Raw genomic sequence first — 16,968 nt, forward strand, 5'->3', positions numbered from 1 at the left:
GGGTGAGCGACCCGACCTCGTCATCGCCCCGGTCACGCCGATACCCCCGCATGTGTCGACCACGCCCCCGGCCGGCAGCCGGCCGTCGCTCAGTGTCCGCGGAACGCCTCCTCCAGCCACCAGGCACCTCGGTCCGCGACCACCTTGGCATCGATGAGCAGGGGCGCGGAGCGTGGCCCGCCGAGCCAGTCCTCGACGGCCTTCAGATCCGCCCGCGTGTGTACGGTCACCGCCTCGAAGCCGTAGCCCCGAGCCACGGCGGCGATGTCCGTCGGGGGGAACTCGACGGTCTCCAGGGGATGTCCGTCCGGCCCGAAGTGGTGGACCTCGGCCCCGTAGGCGTCGTCGTTGTAGACGACGACCACCATGGGCAGTCCGAGCCTGCGTACGGTGTCGAGTTCCGCGGCGCCCATCATCGCACCACCGTCACCGAGCGCGGCCACGGGAAGCCGGTCCGGCCGTGCCAGTGCCGCGCCGATCGCGGTCGCCAGGCCGAGGCCGATCGACTGGAACGCCTGGGTGAAGCACAGGCCGTTCTCGTCCGGCACCGACAGGTACATGCTCGGGTAGCCCATGAAGTTGCCGGAGTCCACGCCGATCACCCGCTCCGCCGGGAGGATGTCGTCGAGCGCGATGCTCAGTGTGCGCGGGTCGATGCGCTCGCGGGTGCTCGTGTCCTCGTACGGAACGTCCCGCCAGCGCACGCGTGCGGCGATGGACGCGCCGATGTCGGCGGTCCGAAAGCCCTGGCGGGCCAGTTGGCCTCGCTGAGACTGTTGGCCTTGTTGGACCTGTTGCCCTTGCTTGGCCTGTTCGCCTTGCTGGGCCTGCCCGTTCGGGTCGTCCGTCTCCAGCGTGCGCCGGGCCGTGAGTTCCACATCCCCGGTGACTCCGAGGTGCACCTCCCGGTGGGCGCCGAGGGCCGACGCGTCGTCGTCGACCTGTACGACCGTGGTGTCCGGGCCGATCAGCCGGCCGTGCCGCATGGTCCACATGTTCAGCGCGCAGCCCCAGCCGACGATCAGGTCGGCCTCCTGGATCAGTTCGGCTGCCAGTGGCGAAGCGAAGCCTCCGGACACGTCGAGCGACCATGGATCGCCGTGGAACAGGCCGCGGGCCACCGCCGATGTCGCCAGCAGCGCGCCATGGCGTTCGGCGAGCGCCGCCAGTGCGTCCCGGGCGCCGGGCGAACGCGCTCCCCGGCCGGCCACGAAAACCGGCTTCCGGGACTCCTCCAGCACCCGCGCCAGCGCCTCGACTTCGGCGAACTCCGGCTCCACCGGCGCCCGTTCGGGCGGCACGACGGCGAGGGTCGACTCACCGGCGAGCACATCAGATGCATCGGATACGTCAGGTACTTCGGGTACGTCGAGGGCCTGTACGCCCAGCGGGAGGTTGAGCAGAACGGTCCGCCGCTCGCACACGGCTCGCCGAACGGCGTCCGTGGCCTGCGCGACGGCGTCCTCCGCCGACGTGACGCGCGCCGTGACCGCGCCCACCGATCGCGCCAACGCCTCCTGGTCGACGTAGAAGTTGGAGCGCGGCTCGGTCACCTCGGCCGCCAGCACGAGCAGCGGCGTACGGCTCTTGGCCGCCTCGGCGATGCCGGTCATGGCGTTCGTCAGACCGGGTCCCTGATGAACGCTGAGCGCGGCCACCGTTCCGCTGATCCGGGCGTACGCGTCGGCCATGGTCGCCGCGCCGCCTTCATGACGTGCGGCCACGAACCGCGAACCCGCCGCGACCATGGCATTGGTGAGATGGAAGTTGCCCGAGCCGACCACGCCGAAGACCTGACCGACCCCGGCCGCGTACAGCGCCCGCCCGACGGCCTCGGCGACCTTCACGAACGTTCCACCAGGGCGAGCACCCGCGCGGGAGACCCGGACCCCGTGACGATCGGCAACGGCCCGGCGACGACGACACTGCCGGTCGCCGGCAGCACCGCCAGGTTCTGCAACTGGGTCAGCCCGTACTTGTCGCTGCCCATGAGGTACGAGTGACACGGGAAGGCCGGGTCGAACGAGTGGGCCCCACCGGCGTCGGTGCCCACCGTCTCGACCCCGAGGCCGATGACGGGCGACTCCTGTGCGACCCAGCGGGCGCATTCCGGCGACAGGCCGGGGGTGTGGGGGCCGTTCTCGTCCGCGTTCAGGAACGGCTCCTGCGCGTGCGAGCGCGTGTCCCAGCCGGTGCGCACCAACAGCCAGCCGCCGTCGGGCAGTGGCCCGTGCTCCGCCTCCCACGCCTTCACATGGTCGACCTCCACGAGGAAGTCCGGGTTCTCCCGCGCCTCGGCCGTGAAGTCCAGCACGGCGGCGGGCGCGACCAGCCGGTTCACCGGTACGGACGCCACGTCGGCCAGGTCCTTCCCGGTCACCCAGTGGTTCGGGGCGTCGAAGTGTGTGCCGGTGTGCTCGCCGCTGCGGAAGTTGTTCCAGTACCAGACCGGCCCCCGGTCGTCGTACCTGCTGATCTCGTCCAGCTCGAACACCGCCGTCTGGCCGAACTCGGGCGGCAACTGGAGTACCGGTGTCGACGACGACAACGGCGCCGTCAGGTCGACGACTTCGATCGCCCCGCTCCGCAGCGCGGACACCAGCGAGGCGAGGACGGACGGCTCGGGCATGAAGACCTCCATGAGGCGGCGCGGAACTGACAGCATGGCACCGGACATGACGATTGCGGTTCCGTGGTACTCACAGTCCGGTCGAGTCAGTCGACGGGCGACGGACGGGGGCACGATGTTCGGAGGGCGTACGGCCGCGATGGCGGCGTCGGCGATCACGGTCGGGGTACTGGGACTGACCGGCTGCACTTCCGGGTCGGGCGGCGGTTCGGCGGAGTCGCCGGATGCGTCGGGAACGGCAGGCACGGCAGGTACTGCGGTCAGTACCGCGCCTCCTTCCTCCACTTCGCCGCCGGTCTCACCCACGCCCTCCCCGTCCGATTCAGCGTCGGAGTCCGCTTCGGCTTCGGCTTCGAGGAGCCCGTCGCCGGTCCCTGTCACCGGGCCCAAGCAGAAGCTGGTGACCATGACGGTGACCGGCGGCTTCGCGGGCGTCAACCAGAAAGTGGTTCTCCGGGGCGACGGCAGCGTCCTCGCCGAGGACAAGGGCGCCCCCGTCGTGCGCCGTACGAGCGCGGCCCAGTTCACGGAACTGCGCACGCTGCTCGGCGATCCGGCGCTCGCCGATGTCCCCGAGTTCACGATCGACACGGGGGCGGCCGACATGTTCCAGTACGCGCTGCAGTTCAACGGCCGCACGGTCATGACGGACCGCTCCGCCGACCAGCCCGCGCTCGATCGCCTCATCGACGCGCTCAGCGAATGGCTGCCGGGACGCTGACCTCGCAGGCCGAGCGAGGCAGGGGGCTCACAAGCAAGGCAGGGGTTGGGCGCAGGGGCACGTAACTCGTGCAGCATCGCCAAGAAGATCACTGCGGGAATCGGACCCCTTGCCGCGGCACTCGGCAGTGTCGTCGTCGCGGGGCCGCCCGCGGCGGCGAACGGCAAGTGGTGCAACCACTCCGTCTGCATCGAGACGTACGACACGGGCACCTACCTGGGCAGGGTCTACCGGGACCAGGCCTACCCCCAGCGCCACTTCCCCGCGGGCACCCGGCTCTGCGCGGAGGGCTTCCGCGGCGGCACGGGCGTGGGCCTGCCCTGCGTCACGCTCACGAACTGACGGGCGGCCCACCCGGTCGAACGCCTCGGGCCGCCGAACGCCTCGGCCGGACACCTCTGGCCGGACACCGCCGGCCCGGGGGTCAGTGGTGGAACGATTCGGCCCGTACGTGGCGCATCACGCGGCTCGTCACCCGGTACCGGCCGTTCGGCACGGAGGGTGACTTGGTGACATGCACGGCGAGCGGTCCGGCCCATGCGTAGCCCTGGCTCTCGCCGTGCCGGAGCAGGCTGTCGGTGAGCACCTGGTCGACGCGACCGCCGTTCCGCTCGAGCTCCCGATGGACGGACTCGGGCAGTTCGACACCGTAGGCGTTGGGGACGACGACCAGGCTCTCGCTGCACGCGACGGCGTGGTCGTCGCACTCCCTGCGCAGGGCGGCGACCAGTTCGACCGGTTCCTTGTGGCGGAACTGCGCGAGCAGCGACGCTCCGAAGCGCTCCATCGCTCGTTCCAGACCGGTGAGTCTGCTCGCCGCCTCGGGCTGCTCCGGCACCGGGACGCTGTTCGCGGTCCGGCGACGTTCCTCTTCGGGGAGGGCCACGGAGGGCGGTACTCCTTGGTCGCGTGGGTTCGTGTCGTTGTGCTCCATTCGTCTCCAGGTTCCCCGGAAGCGGAGAACGACTCGTCTTCGGCACGTACCGGGGCAGATTCCCCGGCACATGCCGGGGCAGGTCCCGTAGGCAGCGCTGCCTACGGGACCTGCCCTTGACGGAATCGACGGCCGGCGCGACGGATCAGCTGCTGACCGGTGTCCAGCGGATCTGGGTACTGCACAGGGACACCACGACCGCTGCCGCCGCGACCACCCCCAGCCCCCACACCAGACTGCTGGCATTCGCCACGAACCCGATGAACGGCGGGCCCGCCAGCAGGCCCGCCGTGCCCGTGGCGGCGACAAGGGCCAGCGCGTCCGAGCCCTGTTTGGCGGCGGCCACGTACACGCACGGCGTCACGGCCGCGCATCCCAGTCCGACGCAGGCGAACCCGATGAGGGCGGGGACCACTCCCCCGCTCACCAGGGCGAAGGCCAGCCCGGCGGCGGCCAGCGCGCTGCCGAGGAGAACAACGCGTCCGTCGCCCCAGCGGCTGCGCCAGCCGTCGGCGAAGAGGCGGGCCAGCACCATCATCCCCGACACCACGGCGATGCCCATGGGCGCGAGTTCCGCCGACGCCTTGGCGACGTCCTTCATGTAGAGGGCGGACCAGTCCGTCATGGCACCCTCGGTCAGGGTGCCGAACACCATGGCGCAGCACATCCACAGCGTCATACGGGACGGAAGGTTCCAACTGCCCCGGGTCTTCTGCTCCTTCTCCTCGGCGGGCGCGTCCTCGGCGAGGAGTCCGGGGCGCGCGGCGGCGGTCAGCAGGACGAGGATCACGGCCGCCACGCCGAAGTGTGCCGCGACCGACGAGGTCGCCGCGTTCATGCCGGAGGCGAGAAGCGCGGCAAGCAGGGAACCGCCGCTGAAGGTCGCGTGCAGTCTGGCCATGGCGTTGCGTTCGTGCAGGGTCTCAAGGGCCGCGCCCTGCGCGTTCATGGCGACGTTCAGGCATCCCACGAAGACGCCGTCGGCGCACATGACCAGCAGAGCGACCGGATAGTTCGGCGCTGCGGCCAGCGCCAGGAGCAGGAGGGTCAGGCAGAGGGCCGACAGGAGCGCGAGCCGCGCCGAGCCCAGCCGCTTCATGAGCACCGGAACCACGGGGAACGACGCCACCGCGCCGATCCCCGCCGCCATCAGCAGGACACCCACCTCGGCCGCGGTCAGGCCGAGGTCCGCCTTGATGGCCGGGATCCGCGCCGCCCAGGTGGCGTACTGGAAGCCGAGGGAGCAGAACAGTGCGGCGATCGCCAACTGGCTGCGGAGGAAAGGGTCATGGACACGGGACACGCACATCAGCTCGCTTCGTCGGGGCGGAGGGGCCGCGCGGCACCACGCCGGTCGGCTCAGGCTGTGCACCCAGGTCGGTCGGCACCGCCTTGGACATGTAGACGGCGTTCGCGCCGTAGCCGCCGGGCGAGACCCCGGGGTGTGCGGTGTAGCCGCGGGCCGACCAGAACGTGTCGCTGCGGCCGACGGCGATCAGCGAGATCCGTTCGTACCCGCGCGACCGGGCCGTCAGGGTGAAGTGGTGCAGGAGGCGCTGCCCCAGCCCCCTGCCGCGAAGACCCTCCGCGACAACGATGTCGTGCAAGTGGATATTGCGGGAGACGGGCGCGGGCAGCGGCGGGACCACCGCCTCCTCGGTCCGTTCCAGGTCCGGGTACCTGAGGGCCGGATAGGGCAGGGCCAGCAGGTAGCCGGCCGGCCCGGACCCGACGTCCAGGACGAAGCACGTACCCGGTGAGATCTCCGCCCGCGACCGAAGCGCCGCGCGGCCCTCCGACAGACCGAGTCCGGCGTAGGCACGGGACTCGATCGCCACGATGCCGTCCCAGTCGGCCTCGGTGATGTGGCGTATGTGTACGACGTCGGTCACGGCCGGCCCGCCCTCGTCCAGGTGTACGGGAGCGGCTCGAAACCGTTGAAGCCCTGGGTCATGTAACTGATCGCGTAGGCCCCGCTGGACATCACCCAGACCGGATCCCCCGACGCCAGGTCCTTGGGTACGTGGACGAGACCGCCGTGTTCATGGAGGTAGGCGTCGTCGCTGTCGCAGGTGGGACCCGCGACGACGGCGGGAACGTACTCGGCGTCGGGGTGCGTGGGAAACACGAGCCGGTACTGCAGCGCGTCCATCTCGTAGAGCCCGTTGAACTTGCCACAGCTCAGATAGAGCCAGTGCTGCCGCTCGCCGTCCGGCCCCCGCCGCTCGGCGAGCCGGGCCACATGGGCCCGGATGGCTCCCTGGTCGGCGACCAGATGACGTCCGGGCTCCATGACGAATCGGAGATGGTCGCCGTGAACGCCCCTCAGGTACCGCATTCCCTCGCGGATCACGGCGAAGATCTTGTCCATCGGCGGATCCAGGAGCATGCCGAACCTGTCGAGGTATCCGAGTGCCGGAAGACCGCCGCCGAGGTTGACATGGTCCAGGGACATCCCGCGCCGGCCCAGGGCGGTCAGGACGTCCGCCATGGATTCGACGGCGCTGTGCCAGGCGTCCGCCGTCATCTGCTGGGAACCGACGTGCACGGACAGGCCCGACGGCGTCAGGCCCTGCGCCCGTGCCGCCTCAAGTACCTGCACGGCGTCGGCGGGTGAGCAGCCGAACTTGTTGCTGAGACCCCACAGCGCCCCCTCACCGCTGGTCGTCAGCCTGCAGAACACCCGGGCTCCCGGAGCATGGGCCGCGATGGCCGCGACGTCCTCCAGGCTGTCGGTCGCGAAGTCCCTGACGCCGAGACGATGGGCGTCGGCGATGTCCCGGTCGGACTTGACGGTGTTGCCGTAGTGCATGCGGTCGAGCGGCACCCCTGCCCGCAGCGCCTGCTCAAGTTCACGCGGGCTCGCCCCGTCCGCTCCGGCGCCCTTCGCCGCCAGACACGCGAGCACCTCGTCCACCGGACATGCCTTCATCGCGAACCGCACGAGGACTCCGGGTAGTTCGCGCCGCAGCGTCTCGTAGCGGTCCTCGATACCGGTCAGGTCGAAGACGATCCGGTCCTCGTCTGCGGCCGCGAGAGCGGCGAGCAGGGCCGCGGACTCGTGCTTCGCGGAGCCTTGCATTGCCAACCCATGCGCTACTGATTCATGCGTTACTGACTCATGCGTCGTGGCCGCCCTCACCCCGGCCGCCCCGGTGAGGTGTGTACGGGGGTGTGCCGGGCCGCGTCCACCAGCGACCCCCATGCCTCGGTCAGTAGGGCGAAGTCCTCCATGTCGCTGCGGGCTTCGTCGAGGAGCCGTTCGCGGCGCGTGGACAGGAGGTCGGCGAACTCGGCGTAGGCGCCGCCCAGTTTCCGGTACGCCGTGTCGAGGGCGTCCAGCCGCTGGACGTTCTCGGTGCGGTCGAGCCGCGTGCTCTCACTCACCAGCCGGGCGATGACGGACGCGCGCACCTGTCCCCGCTCGTCGGTCAACGCCGGGCCGGCCTCGGCCATCCCGTCGTAGATGACGTTGAAGTAGAGCATCGACAGCAGGAACTTGACGTAGCGCATCTGGTACGCCGTGAAGCCCGCGTCCGTTCTGCGTTCGCCCGTGTAGAAGTTCACGATGTTCCGGTTGTGCAGCACACCGGGCAGCGCGGCGTCGTGGACCAGGTGGATCAGGAAGTAGTCGCTGCCAATGGTGTCGGTGGCCGGTGGCAGCGGCACGTGTTCGTGCACCCCGTGGAAGCTGATGTTGCACATGTCCACGCGCATGGGGTCGACCAGGGCGAGCGTCGAGTGGTCCTGGACGAACGGTTCCGTGCCCGCGCCGCGGAAGGACTCGTCGACGAGTTCCCTCTTCCGCTCGTCCGACCAGCGACCGGGTGCCCAGAGGCTGACCAGGTCGAAGTAGACGTCGCGGTCGATCCGTTGGACCTCGCCGATGTCCACGGACAATTCACCCACGAAGGAACTGCCCACCATCGCGACCCGCCGGTCCGCGTGCTGCGCGGCCAGCGCGTTCTCGGTGACGTCGTGCGCGGCGTCGGCCGCGCGTCGGCCGAGGGAGGTGAGTTCGTGATGGATGGGGAAGACGGTCTCGCCGTTCACGACCTGGTACCGGCTGTCGGAGTCCCTGCGGTGCACAGACTCGCAGCCGAGCGCGGCGCCGATGAGGAACGCCCGGTTGGTGCAGGCACCGTAGGAGAGGCCCGCGGGGAGCATCAGTTCCAGCAGGAGGTCGGGCTTCGTGGCTGCGGCCCGGCCGATCGTCCGCTGGAGGAAGTCCCGCTGCCGCGCCTCGTCGAGGTGGTGTACGACGATCCGCGGGTGGACGGGCAGGCGGCGCACGGTCTCGGCGTGTTCCGCGTAGGCGGGTGCGTCGCAGGAGTCCAGGATCAGCAGGTGCACCTCGGTGTCGAAGTGGTCGGCCGCGTAGGCCGCCTCCTCACCGATGGCCTCGATCGTCGCGGAACACGGCCTGTTGGTGGGAAGGGTCAGACATATTCTGCGCATGCCGCTTCTCCGACCGGCTCGTCCAGTTCCGGACCGTTCCAGGACGTGAGGCCCAGCAACTTGGCGCCCAGGTCGCTGAGTTCGGCCCTGCCGTACCTCAGGGACTCGTGTCGCACGGCGTCGCCGAGCAGGGTCGCGTTCCAGTCCGGTGTGCTGAGGGTGCGCCATGACTCGACCCGTGAGTCCCTGAGGGTCTGGTGGGTCTCCAGCGCAGGCATCATCGACAGGTACTGCACCGCCCGCACGCCGTTGCGGGTGGAGGTGTTGGGGGCCACTCCGTGTGCCAGGAGGCCGTTGAAGATCAGCAGGTCGCCGGCTTCGAGTTCCGGTCGTACGACGGGGAATTCGGCCTTGTCGATCCTGGGCCGGATCGGGTCACGGCCGTCCGGCTGGAGTGCCTTCCACCGGTCCAGTTGGCGGAACAGCTCGGGGCAGCACTGGAAGCCGCCGAGTTCCGGACTGGTGTCGTTGAGCGCGATGATCCCCTGGACCCGCTGCGGCGGTATGCCGAGCGTGGTGTCGACGTCCCAGTGCAGCTCGATGTCGAAGCCCTCGTCCGTGCGCGGGATCAGGGCACGGTCGCGGTTCTTGATGTTGGGCGGGTTCAGGTTGAGCCGGTCGAGGGTCACCCACAGCTCTTCGCAGTCCCACACGTCGACGAAGGCGTCGTAGACCCGCTGCGCCTGGCGGCTGTCCCAGAGGAGTTGGTGCTGGTAGGCCTCGACGAACCCGTAGATGTGCAGGTCACGGTCCAGGTCCGAGCGGTACTCGCGATCCTCGTACCAGGTGTCCGGGCGCTCGGGATCGAGTCCTTGGAAGTCCCAGCTGAAGTCCAGCAGGCTCCGGGCGGCCGAAGCGGGGATGGCCTGCTTGACCACGACGTAGCCGTAGGTCTGCCATAAGGCCAGGTCCTCCTCGGACAGCACCCTGAGCGGGACGGTCTTCTTGAGGTCGCGCAGCGGGGTCTGCGCCAGATAGGTCTCGCCGTCCGAACTGAAGTAGGGGACGCGAGAAGCGGCTCGGTGGAGATAGTCGTCAGGCATGGGCATGCGGTGCTCCGGACCTCGGGGTTCCCCGTCGACGCAGACGCCGACGAGGACGGAAACGCGGTCACCGGTGGCTCGCGGCACGTGAATCGCGTGGATCCGGACGGGCGGCGGTCTGGGCAGCTCGCTTCCGGACGCGCACCGGCGCTGTACGACGACGCCGAAAGCAGCGCACGTCGCACGGCATGAGGAGAGACGGCCGACGTGCAGGGTCACTGCATCGGATGCCGCGCCAGCCCCCCTCGAACTCGCGTGCCACTAACCTGGACTAGACCAACCGTCGTGTCAAACATGGTCGTTGACTGTGCGTCGCACCCAAATCGCCTGCGCCGAAGACCGGTTGCGAGCACACGGGAGCCGGACCACCTGGCACAACAGCCCCAGGACAACACCCCCGCAGCTACCCAACCCACCTCTTGACACAAGCGGTTAGCCTGAGCGGAAACTCATTGGTCTGTACCAAGCTGTGTCGTGGTGTCGGTGCGCCGTCATCGGCGGCTCCGACGCGCGGGCCCTACCCGAAAGGCGAACGCACTCGATGGTCTCCAGCAAGCACAGCAAGGAGTTGCGGCGGCTGGCGCTCTCCGTCCTGCAGCCGGGGTTCGTGGGCACCGAGGCGCCGGACTGGGTTCTGCGCGAGATCGGCGACGGGCTCGCATCCGTCGTGCTCTTCTCCCGCAACATCGTCTCGCTGGACCAGGTCGCCCAGCTGACCGGGCAACTGCGCGCGGAAAACCCCGAGTTGATCATCGCCATCGACGAGGAGGCCGGCGACGTCACCCGGATCGAGTCCGCGACCGGCTCCACCCGGCCGGGCAACTTCGCCCTCGGAACCGTCGACGACACCGAACTCACCGAGTCCGTCGCCGCGGGCCTCGGCCGCCAGCTGCGCGCCATCGGCGTGAGTCTCGACTACGCGCCCAGCGCGGACGTCAACTCCAACCCCGACAACCCGATCATCGGGGTCAGGTCCTTCGGCGTCGACCCGAAGGTGGTGTCCCGGCACACCGCCGCGTGGATCCGGGGACTTCAGTCGGCCGGCGTCGCCGCCTGCGCCAAGCACTTCCCCGGCCACGGCGACGTCGCCGTCGACTCCCACCACGGCCTGCCCACGTACGGCGCCGACCGCGAGGAGATCGCAGCCCAGGCCCTGCCGCCGTTCCGGGCCGCCTTGGACGCGGGTGTCCGCGCGGTGATGAGCGGCCACCTCCTCGTCCCCGCGTACGACCGCGACCTGCCCGCCACACTCAGCCCGCGCATCCTGGGCGACCTGCTGCGCGGGGAACTCGGGTTCGAGGGGATGACGGTCACCGACGCCATCGAGATGGGTGCCGTCGCCGACCTCTACGGGATCGACGGCGCCACGGTGAAAGCGGTCGCCGCCGGTGCCGACGCGGTCTGTGTCGGCGGCGAGAACGCCGAGGAGGCCACCGTCGGCCTTCTCGCCGACGCCCTCGCCGACGCCGTGGTCTCCGGCGACCTGACCCGGGAGCGACTGGAGGAAGCGGCCGGGCGTGTACGGGCGTTCGCCGACTGGTCGGCCGGCCTGGTCCAGGCCGACACCGTCGACGCGATCAGCAACGACATCGGCTTCACGGCCGCCCGCCGCGCCATCCGGCTGGCCGGAGCGGCACGGGACGCCCTGCCCCTGTCCGCCGCGCCGCACGTGGTGGAGTTCGTCGCCACCACCAACCTGGCCATCGGCAAGGAGACACCGTGGGGTGTCGCCGCACCGCTGAGCGAGCGGCTGCCCGGCACGACCACCGCCCGGGTGCGGCACCAGGAGTTGGACTCACGGACCGCCGCCATGAGCGCCCTCAAGACCTGCGCGCTGGAGCCAGCCGCCGGGCGCCCCTTGGTCGTTGTCGTCAGGGACGCCTCCCGGCACGAGTGGATGGCCCGCGCCCTCGGGGACCTCGTCGCGGCGCGTCCCGACGCGATCGTCGTGGAGATGGGCCTGCCAAGTGCCGCTGTTCCGGGGGCGGTTCAGATCTTCACCCATGGCGCCACCGCTGCTTCCGGGGTGGCCGCCGCGGAGGTGTTGGTGGGGACGCGGTAGGCCGTTGGGCGGGGGTGCTGGGCCGTGCGGCCCGGCAGGCCGTGGCTTCTTGGGATGCCACGGCCTGGCCGCGCACAGAGGCGGGCCGGTGTGCGGGGCTGCTTTTGGGCGGGCCGGTGTGCCGGTCTGCCTTGGGCGGGCCGCGCCTTCAGCCCGATGCGGCTGCTGCTGCCGTCGCCGCTGCCCGGAACGGGCGGAAGAACGCGCGCACCTCTTCCGCGTACAGCTCGGGCTCCTCGAACGGTGCGAAGTGGCCGCCGCGCGGGGGTTCGGTCACGCGTACGGCGTTCGTGGTGCGGTCGAGCCAGGCCCGTGGCGGGCGGACGACGTCGCCGCGGAAGATCGAGAAGCCGGACGGCACCTCGACCCGGCGGGTGCGCTGCTCGGCCGGGATCGCGGCGTTCGCGTTGTACACGCGCATCGACGAACCGATCGTCCCCGTCAGCCAGTAGAGCGTGACGTTCGTGAGGATCTCGTCCTTGGTGAACGCCCGCTCGATGTCGCCGTCGCAATCGCTCCACGACCGGAGCTTCTCGACGATCCACGCGGCGAGCCCGGCCGGCGAGTCGGTGAGCCCGACGGCGGCGGTCTGGGGCTTCGTGCTCTGCATGGCGCCGTAGGCGCCCTCGGCCCGGCCCCAGACCGCGACGGACTCGAACCAGGCGCGTTCCTCGGGCGTGAGTTCCGCCGGGTCACCGGTGAAGACGGGCAGGCCCGCGTCCGTACGGTGCACGGCCACGACCCGTTCGGGGTGCTCGAGCGCGAGGTAGCGGCTCACGTGGCTGCCCATGTCCCCGCCCGCCGCACCGAACCGCTCGTAGCCGAGGACGCTCATCAGCTCGGCCCACAGTCCGGCGACGGCGATGGTGTCGAGCAGCGGACCGGCGGGGCGGTCGGAGTACCCGAAGCCCGGCATGTCCGGCACCACGACGTCGAACGCGTCGGCGGGGTCGGCGCCGTGCGCGCCCGGGTCCGTGAGGAGTGGGACGACCTTCGTATAGCGCCAGAACGAGTCCGGCCAGCCATGGCTGAGGATGAGCGGCAGGACGGGCCCGGTCGGCGCGACGGCCCGGGCGTGTACGAAGTGGATGCCCAGGCCGCCGAGCGGGACGCGGAAGCGGGGCAGTCGGGCGAGCGCCGCCTCCTGCGCGGGCCAGTCGAAACCGTCCGCCCAGTAGGCGATCAGCTCGCGGAGGTAGGCGATGTCGGTGCCGAGCGACCACCCGGCGTCCTCGGGCGCGTCCGGCCAGCGTGTCGCGCGCAGCCGCGTACGGAGGTCTTCGAGCACGGCGGGATCGGTGTGCGGTGTGAACGGCTCGGGGCGGGGCGAAGCGTCCGACATGGGACGCACCCTACAAGCCGCGCCCCGGCGTGTTCGCGCAGCCTTCGCGGGGTGCCGGGGTGCTGGGGTGCCGGGCAACCGGGAGCTACCGGGGGTGCCGGGGTCACGGTGGCACCGAGGCCCGCTTCCTCGGGACTCCGACAACGCCGGACACGGCGGCCTTGAGGATGCGGCGGAAGGTGGGGCATTGCATATGGCTCGGCGCGGGGCAGGCAGCGGCGTGCCGCAGGGAATCGCGCAGGACGCCGAGTTCGCGGATCGTCCTGTCCAGCTCCTCCGCCTTGTCCGTGAGCATCTGCCGGTCGATGCGTGGCTGCCCGTCGGGCGCGACCATGCGCGCGATCTCGTCGAGCGAGAACCCCGCGGTCCGCCCTAACGCGATCAGCGCCAGTCGCTCCAGTACGCCGGGATCGTACTGACGGCGCAGACCTCGCCTGCCGGTCGGGGTGATCAGCCCCTTCTCCTCGTAGAACCGCAGTGTCGAGGCGGGAACCCCGGCGCGGTGCGCCACCTCGGAGATGTCCAGGTCTGTCATTCTCTTGACCTCAAGTCGACTTGAAGTAGCACGCTCTCACCGAGGCCCGTTGAAGGCAAGCAGAGGACAGGCGGAGGAGACGAACATGGACGCCACGCACAGGACCGATGACGAGCAGGCGGCACGCTGGAACGGGCCCGCCGCCAATGCCTGGGTCGAGGCGCAGTCATTGGTGGAGGGCGTGCTCAGGCCCTTCGAAGACCTCCTCGTCGAAGCGATGTCCGCGGATCGGGAAGGCCATGTGCTCGGCGAGGGAGGCCGCGTGCTCGACGTCGGCTGCGGCACCGGCTCCACCACGCTTGCCGTGGCGCGGCGGCTCGGTCCGGCAGGGCACGTCGTCGGCGTCGACATCTCCGAGCCGATGCTCACCGCGGCCCGGGCGCGCGCCGAGCAGACGGATACGCCGGCGTCGTTCGTCCACGCCGACGCGCAGGAGTACGCGTTCGAGCCCGCCACCTACGACGCGGTCATGTCGCGCTTCGGCGTCATGTTCTTCAAGGACTCCGTCCGGGCCTTCGCGAACCTGCGGCGTGCCGCGAAGGACGGGGCCGCGCTCCGGTTCATCGCGTGGCGCGGCCCGGCGGAGAATCCGTTCATGACGACGGCCGAACGCGCCGCGGCACCGCTCCTTCCGAACCTCCCCGCCCGCCGGCCGGACGAGCCGGGGCAGTTCGCCTTCGCGGACGCGGACAGGGTCCGGCGCATCCTGGCGGAGGCCGGCTGGACCGGGATCGACATCCAGCCGAGGGACGTGACCTGCACGCTCCCCGAGAGCGAGTTGATCCGCTACTTCTCCCGGTTCGGTCCGCTCGGCCTGATCCTGGGAGAGGCGGACGAGCAGACCCGCGCGCGGGTGATCGAAACGGTCCGCGCCGCCTTCGACCCCTTCGTGCACGGCACGGAAGTCCGCTTCACCGCGGCCAGTTGGCTGGTCGGAGCCCGGGCATCGTCCGCATGACCCGAGCATCGTCCGTGTGAACGGGGTGGCCGGGGAACCGAACCCTCGTCAGCGCTTGGCGAACTGGGCTCCGGTCGACTGCACGGCGTTCGCCGTCAACGCCACCCCGTTGAGCGTGAGTTGCTCTCCGAAGATGTCCGTGACCCTGATCGCGCCGCCGCACCCGGTGCCGTCGTCGGAGATGAAGTAGTTGTATTCGGCGCGCGACAGCTGACGCCAGCCGCTGCCTGCGCGTACTTCGAGCCGGGCCACCGGATTGCGGTGACCGATGACCTGGAGGCCGCACCAGTAGCGGCTGGACCCTGTCTTGTACCGGACCGAGACCGTGCCGGCGGCACTCGGGCTCGACAGCGTCCACGTGATCGGGATCTTGCCGGCCGAGGGCTGGGCGAGTTTGGCGAAGGCCTCCGCGCTGAGGTCGATCTGACCGGGCGCGCAGTCCCCTGGGCACTCGTTGGTGATACGAACCGTGATCGACGCCCCGTTGGCCGCGCGGACGAGTACGTACGCCCCGCACGCCTTGGCGGTTTCGTAGTCGGTGCTGTTCATCGCCGCGGTCATGACGTCGCCGCTCGCGTCGTACATACAGGCGCCCGAACCGTCCGCGTCGTAGAACGTGGCGACGCCTCGGTAGGTGGTACCGGGCCGTATCCGCCCCGCCAACGGCGCGGCGGCGGACCCGGTCCGCGGAGTGTCCGCGGCCGAGGGTTTCGCCGACGTGGCGGTGGGGCCGGCGGACTCCTTCCGCGGACTGCGCTCGGCCGACGGCGTCGCCGAAGCTTCGGTCGCGCCGACGGACACGGTCGGAGACACCGTCGCGGGCGGGACACCCGCCTGAGTACCGGCGACGGGCTTGGCCTCGGCGTCCCCGGTGTCGTCCTTGCGATCGACAACCAGCCCCACGATCAAGGAGGCAACGATGAGCGCCCCGGCCGCCGCGATGAACAGCCACCGTCTGTGCACGGGACCTCCTTGACTGCCGCGACCGGTTACTGCGACCTGACGGCCGCGGGCGCGGAGTCAGTGATGCTCCCAGACCCGGGAGCACGGCGGCAAGCCTGAGTTTGTGGGGTGGTTGGGGCCCTGTCCCGTCAGATGGAAGTCCAGCGCCACGCGTTCGCGCTGTACGCGCACTTGATCTTCGTACCGGCGGCGGTAGTGGTTGTCGCCCCGTGGTCACTGTTCCGACAGAACTGTCCCGCCGAGTAGCAGTTCCCCGCGTTGGAGACGATCGAGCATGTGCCAACGCTGTCCTGGCCACCGCCACCACTACCGCTGTCGCTCTCGCTGCCGCTGCCTGCGACCTCGGCCGCTGCCGTCTTGGTGACAGTGACCGTGGGGCGGGGCTGCGTCTTGGCTTTGACGGTCTCGGTGACCGTCGGCGCGGGCTCGGGAGTTGCCGTTACGGTCGCCGTGATGGTCGTCGCGGGCTTGACTCTGGTCTCGACGGACTCCTGCCCGTCGCCTCCATTGGCCGCGACGAGAACGCCCGCGATGAACAGACCCGAGCCGCCGATCCACACGAGTACGCGCTTGTGAAGCGGGCGGGAGTCGGGCGGGCGCGGTGTCTGTGGTGTGGGTGTGGGTGCGTTGTGCGGATTGACCATCTCGTCCCCCAGGGCATTTCAGGTGGAGTGACCGTAGTGCCCGGTGGGTGATGCGTGGAAGATGTGCGCTAGATGTGATGGTTCTGCAATCGGCGCCCCATCCGTACTCGCGTGCAGGATGGCGCCGCCACCCCAGGCGCGCGATCGACGTACGGTCGAGGAGGTCGTGGGTGCGGGTGCGGGTGCAGGTGCGGGGTGCTACGAACGCGGCCGTCGGAGCCCAGGGTGCGGCCGGCGCCATCCCGTCGTAGTGATCGAGCAGTGCGGCGTCGGCGACGACGGCTTCGACCTCGCTCAGCCCTGCCGACCCGCTCCAGCCGATATGCGCACGGACATCGAAGCTGCCCCTTCGGGCAGGCCACAGTGCCTCGATGACCGGTGACTCCTGCAAGGGGGGCCGCTAGCGTCCGACCGTGAGCCCGAACATCCCACCGCCGACGCCACGCCCAGTCGCACTGACTCCGCGCAGCCGGCCCGGCACGTGACCGAGGAGAGGGAAGGCGCGCCGGCCGTCCACGAGGCGACGAGCACGGCCGAACGATTTGGCGCCGACGGGGCGTTCAGTCGCCACCGGACACGTCCGGGGTCGGCAGATCATGCCGGGCCGGACGGGTCGGCGGATGTCGTGGTGTCCGAGGACGTCATCGATGATGAACCGCCGGAGCATGAGCGCCTGTCG

Annotated in this window: 16 protein-coding genes; 4 read left to right on the top strand and 12 right to left on the bottom strand. The window is 70.3% G+C overall.

What is annotated here, in order from left to right; translation table 11 throughout:
• Positions 1-89 precede the first annotated feature (89 nt).
• Both ACIBEI_RS08985 and ACIBEI_RS08990 read right to left on the bottom strand, forming a co-directional pair.
• Positions 90-1,847 carry a thiamine pyrophosphate-binding protein gene (locus ACIBEI_RS08985; RefSeq protein ID WP_398886636.1) on the bottom strand — a complete coding sequence of 586 codons (1,758 nt, stop codon included), beginning with the start codon at positions 1,845-1,847 and terminating at the stop codon, positions 90-92.
• Entirely contained in the window at positions 1,844-2,629 is a 786-nt protein-coding gene (locus ACIBEI_RS08990; RefSeq protein ID WP_398887361.1) for a cyclase family protein, read from the bottom strand. The genes ACIBEI_RS08985 and ACIBEI_RS08990 overlap by 4 nt, the downstream gene beginning before the upstream one ends.
• 400 nt (positions 2,630-3,029) lie before the next feature.
• Here ACIBEI_RS08990 and ACIBEI_RS08995 point away from each other — a divergent pair, with 400 nt between their 5' ends.
• Together ACIBEI_RS08995 and ACIBEI_RS09000 are read left to right on the top strand one after the other, a co-directional pair.
• A complete protein-coding gene (locus ACIBEI_RS08995; RefSeq protein WP_398886638.1) occupies positions 3,030-3,350 on the top strand; it encodes a hypothetical protein in 321 nt (106 codons plus the stop codon).
• A 45-nt stretch (positions 3,351-3,395) separates the two neighbouring features.
• The gene (locus tag ACIBEI_RS09000) at positions 3,396-3,692 is read left to right on the top strand and encodes a hypothetical protein (protein ID WP_398886640.1); all 297 of its coding nucleotides are present in this window, start codon (positions 3,396-3,398) and stop codon (positions 3,690-3,692) included.
• An 82-nt stretch (positions 3,693-3,774) separates the two neighbouring features.
• On the opposite strand, the gene ACIBEI_RS09005 is transcribed toward ACIBEI_RS09000, so the two are convergent.
• The 6 genes from ACIBEI_RS09005 to ACIBEI_RS09030 all read right to left on the bottom strand — a co-directional run bounded on the left by ACIBEI_RS09005 (position 3,775) and on the right by ACIBEI_RS09030 (position 9,791).
• Positions 3,775-4,236: a DUF3662 domain-containing protein gene (locus ACIBEI_RS09005; protein ID WP_398886642.1), complete on the bottom strand. Its 462-nt coding sequence runs from the start codon at positions 4,234-4,236 to the stop codon at positions 3,775-3,777.
• Between the two features lie 193 nt (positions 4,237-4,429).
• A complete protein-coding gene (locus tag ACIBEI_RS09010) occupies positions 4,430-5,593 on the bottom strand; it encodes an MFS transporter (RefSeq protein WP_398886644.1) in 1,164 nt (387 codons plus the stop codon).
• On the bottom strand, positions 5,571-6,176 hold the full coding sequence (locus ACIBEI_RS09015) for a GNAT family N-acetyltransferase (protein ID WP_398886646.1): 606 nt from the start codon (positions 6,174-6,176) through the stop codon (positions 5,571-5,573). The genes ACIBEI_RS09010 and ACIBEI_RS09015 overlap by 23 nt, the downstream gene beginning before the upstream one ends.
• On the bottom strand, positions 6,173-7,366 hold the full coding sequence (locus tag ACIBEI_RS09020) for a type III PLP-dependent enzyme (RefSeq protein ID WP_398886649.1): 1,194 nt from the start codon (positions 7,364-7,366) through the stop codon (positions 6,173-6,175). The genes ACIBEI_RS09015 and ACIBEI_RS09020 overlap by 4 nt, the downstream gene beginning before the upstream one ends.
• A gap of 56 nt (positions 7,367-7,422) precedes the next feature.
• Positions 7,423-8,742, bottom strand: a complete 1,320-nt coding sequence (locus ACIBEI_RS09025) for a DUF6271 family protein (RefSeq protein WP_398886651.1) — start codon at positions 8,740-8,742, stop codon at positions 7,423-7,425.
• On the bottom strand, positions 8,724-9,791 hold the full coding sequence (locus ACIBEI_RS09030; protein WP_398886653.1) for a phytanoyl-CoA dioxygenase family protein: 1,068 nt from the start codon (positions 9,789-9,791) through the stop codon (positions 8,724-8,726). The genes ACIBEI_RS09025 and ACIBEI_RS09030 overlap by 19 nt, the downstream gene beginning before the upstream one ends.
• A 535-nt stretch (positions 9,792-10,326) precedes the next feature.
• Between ACIBEI_RS09030 and ACIBEI_RS09035 the strand changes: the two genes are divergently transcribed.
• Positions 10,327-11,847, top strand: coding sequence for a glycoside hydrolase family 3 protein (locus ACIBEI_RS09035; RefSeq protein WP_398886655.1), 1,521 nt, complete (start codon positions 10,327-10,329; stop codon positions 11,845-11,847).
• 148 nt (positions 11,848-11,995) lie between these two features.
• Here the strand turns inward: ACIBEI_RS09035 and ACIBEI_RS09040 are convergent, their stop codons facing one another.
• A complete protein-coding gene (locus ACIBEI_RS09040; RefSeq protein WP_398886657.1) occupies positions 11,996-13,189 on the bottom strand; it encodes an epoxide hydrolase family protein in 1,194 nt (397 codons plus the stop codon).
• 103 nt (positions 13,190-13,292) lie between these two features.
• Positions 13,293-13,724 carry a helix-turn-helix domain-containing protein gene (locus ACIBEI_RS09045; RefSeq protein ID WP_398886659.1) on the bottom strand — a complete coding sequence of 144 codons (432 nt, stop codon included), beginning with the start codon at positions 13,722-13,724 and terminating at the stop codon, positions 13,293-13,295.
• An 85-nt stretch (positions 13,725-13,809) separates the two neighbouring features.
• On the opposite strand from ACIBEI_RS09045, the gene ACIBEI_RS09050 reads away from it, so the two are divergent.
• Positions 13,810-14,682, top strand: a complete 873-nt coding sequence (locus ACIBEI_RS09050) for a class I SAM-dependent methyltransferase (RefSeq protein ID WP_398886661.1) — start codon at positions 13,810-13,812, stop codon at positions 14,680-14,682.
• 48 nt (positions 14,683-14,730) lie between these two features.
• On the opposite strand, the gene ACIBEI_RS09055 is transcribed toward ACIBEI_RS09050, so the two are convergent.
• Together ACIBEI_RS09055 and ACIBEI_RS09060 are read right to left on the bottom strand one after the other, a co-directional pair.
• Entirely contained in the window at positions 14,731-15,645 is a 915-nt protein-coding gene (locus ACIBEI_RS09055) for an expansin EXLX1 family cellulose-binding protein (RefSeq protein WP_398886663.1), read from the bottom strand.
• A gap of 128 nt (positions 15,646-15,773) precedes the next feature.
• Positions 15,774-16,289, bottom strand: a complete 516-nt coding sequence (locus tag ACIBEI_RS09060) for a hypothetical protein (RefSeq protein ID WP_398886665.1) — start codon at positions 16,287-16,289, stop codon at positions 15,774-15,776.
• Positions 16,290-16,968: the final 679 nt, after the last annotated feature.

Origin of the sequence: Streptomyces sp. NPDC050988, from assembly GCF_044456225.1 — a bacterium.
Classification (GTDB): domain Bacteria; phylum Actinomycetota; class Actinomycetes; order Streptomycetales; family Streptomycetaceae; genus Streptomyces.

What these genes read in the sequence shown, in the direction of transcription:
- ACIBEI_RS09010 (WP_398886644.1), bottom strand. Translation starts at nt 5,593, where the DNA reads ATGTGCGTGTCCCGTGTCCATGACCCTTTCCTCCGCAGCCAGTTGGCG.
- ACIBEI_RS09045 (WP_398886659.1), bottom strand. Translation starts at nt 13,724, where the DNA reads ATGACAGACCTGGACATCTCCGAGGTGGCGCACCGCGCCGGGGTTCCC.
- ACIBEI_RS09020 (WP_398886649.1), bottom strand. Translation starts at nt 7,366, where the DNA reads ATGCAAGGCTCCGCGAAGCACGAGTCCGCGGCCCTGCTCGCCGCTCTC.
- ACIBEI_RS09025 (WP_398886651.1), bottom strand. Translation starts at nt 8,742, where the DNA reads ATGCGCAGAATATGTCTGACCCTTCCCACCAACAGGCCGTGTTCCGCG.
- ACIBEI_RS09035 (WP_398886655.1), top strand. Translation starts at nt 10,327, where the DNA reads ATGGTCTCCAGCAAGCACAGCAAGGAGTTGCGGCGGCTGGCGCTCTCC.
- ACIBEI_RS09060 (WP_398886665.1), bottom strand. Translation starts at nt 16,289, where the DNA reads ATGGTCAATCCGCACAACGCACCCACACCCACACCACAGACACCGCGC.
- ACIBEI_RS09040 (WP_398886657.1), bottom strand. Translation starts at nt 13,189, where the DNA reads ATGTCGGACGCTTCGCCCCGCCCCGAGCCGTTCACACCGCACACCGAT.
- ACIBEI_RS09050 (WP_398886661.1), top strand. Translation starts at nt 13,810, where the DNA reads ATGGACGCCACGCACAGGACCGATGACGAGCAGGCGGCACGCTGGAAC.
- ACIBEI_RS09030 (WP_398886653.1), bottom strand. Translation starts at nt 9,791, where the DNA reads ATGCCCATGCCTGACGACTATCTCCACCGAGCCGCTTCTCGCGTCCCC.
- ACIBEI_RS08990 (WP_398887361.1), bottom strand. Translation starts at nt 2,629, where the DNA reads ATGCCCGAGCCGTCCGTCCTCGCCTCGCTGGTGTCCGCGCTGCGGAGC.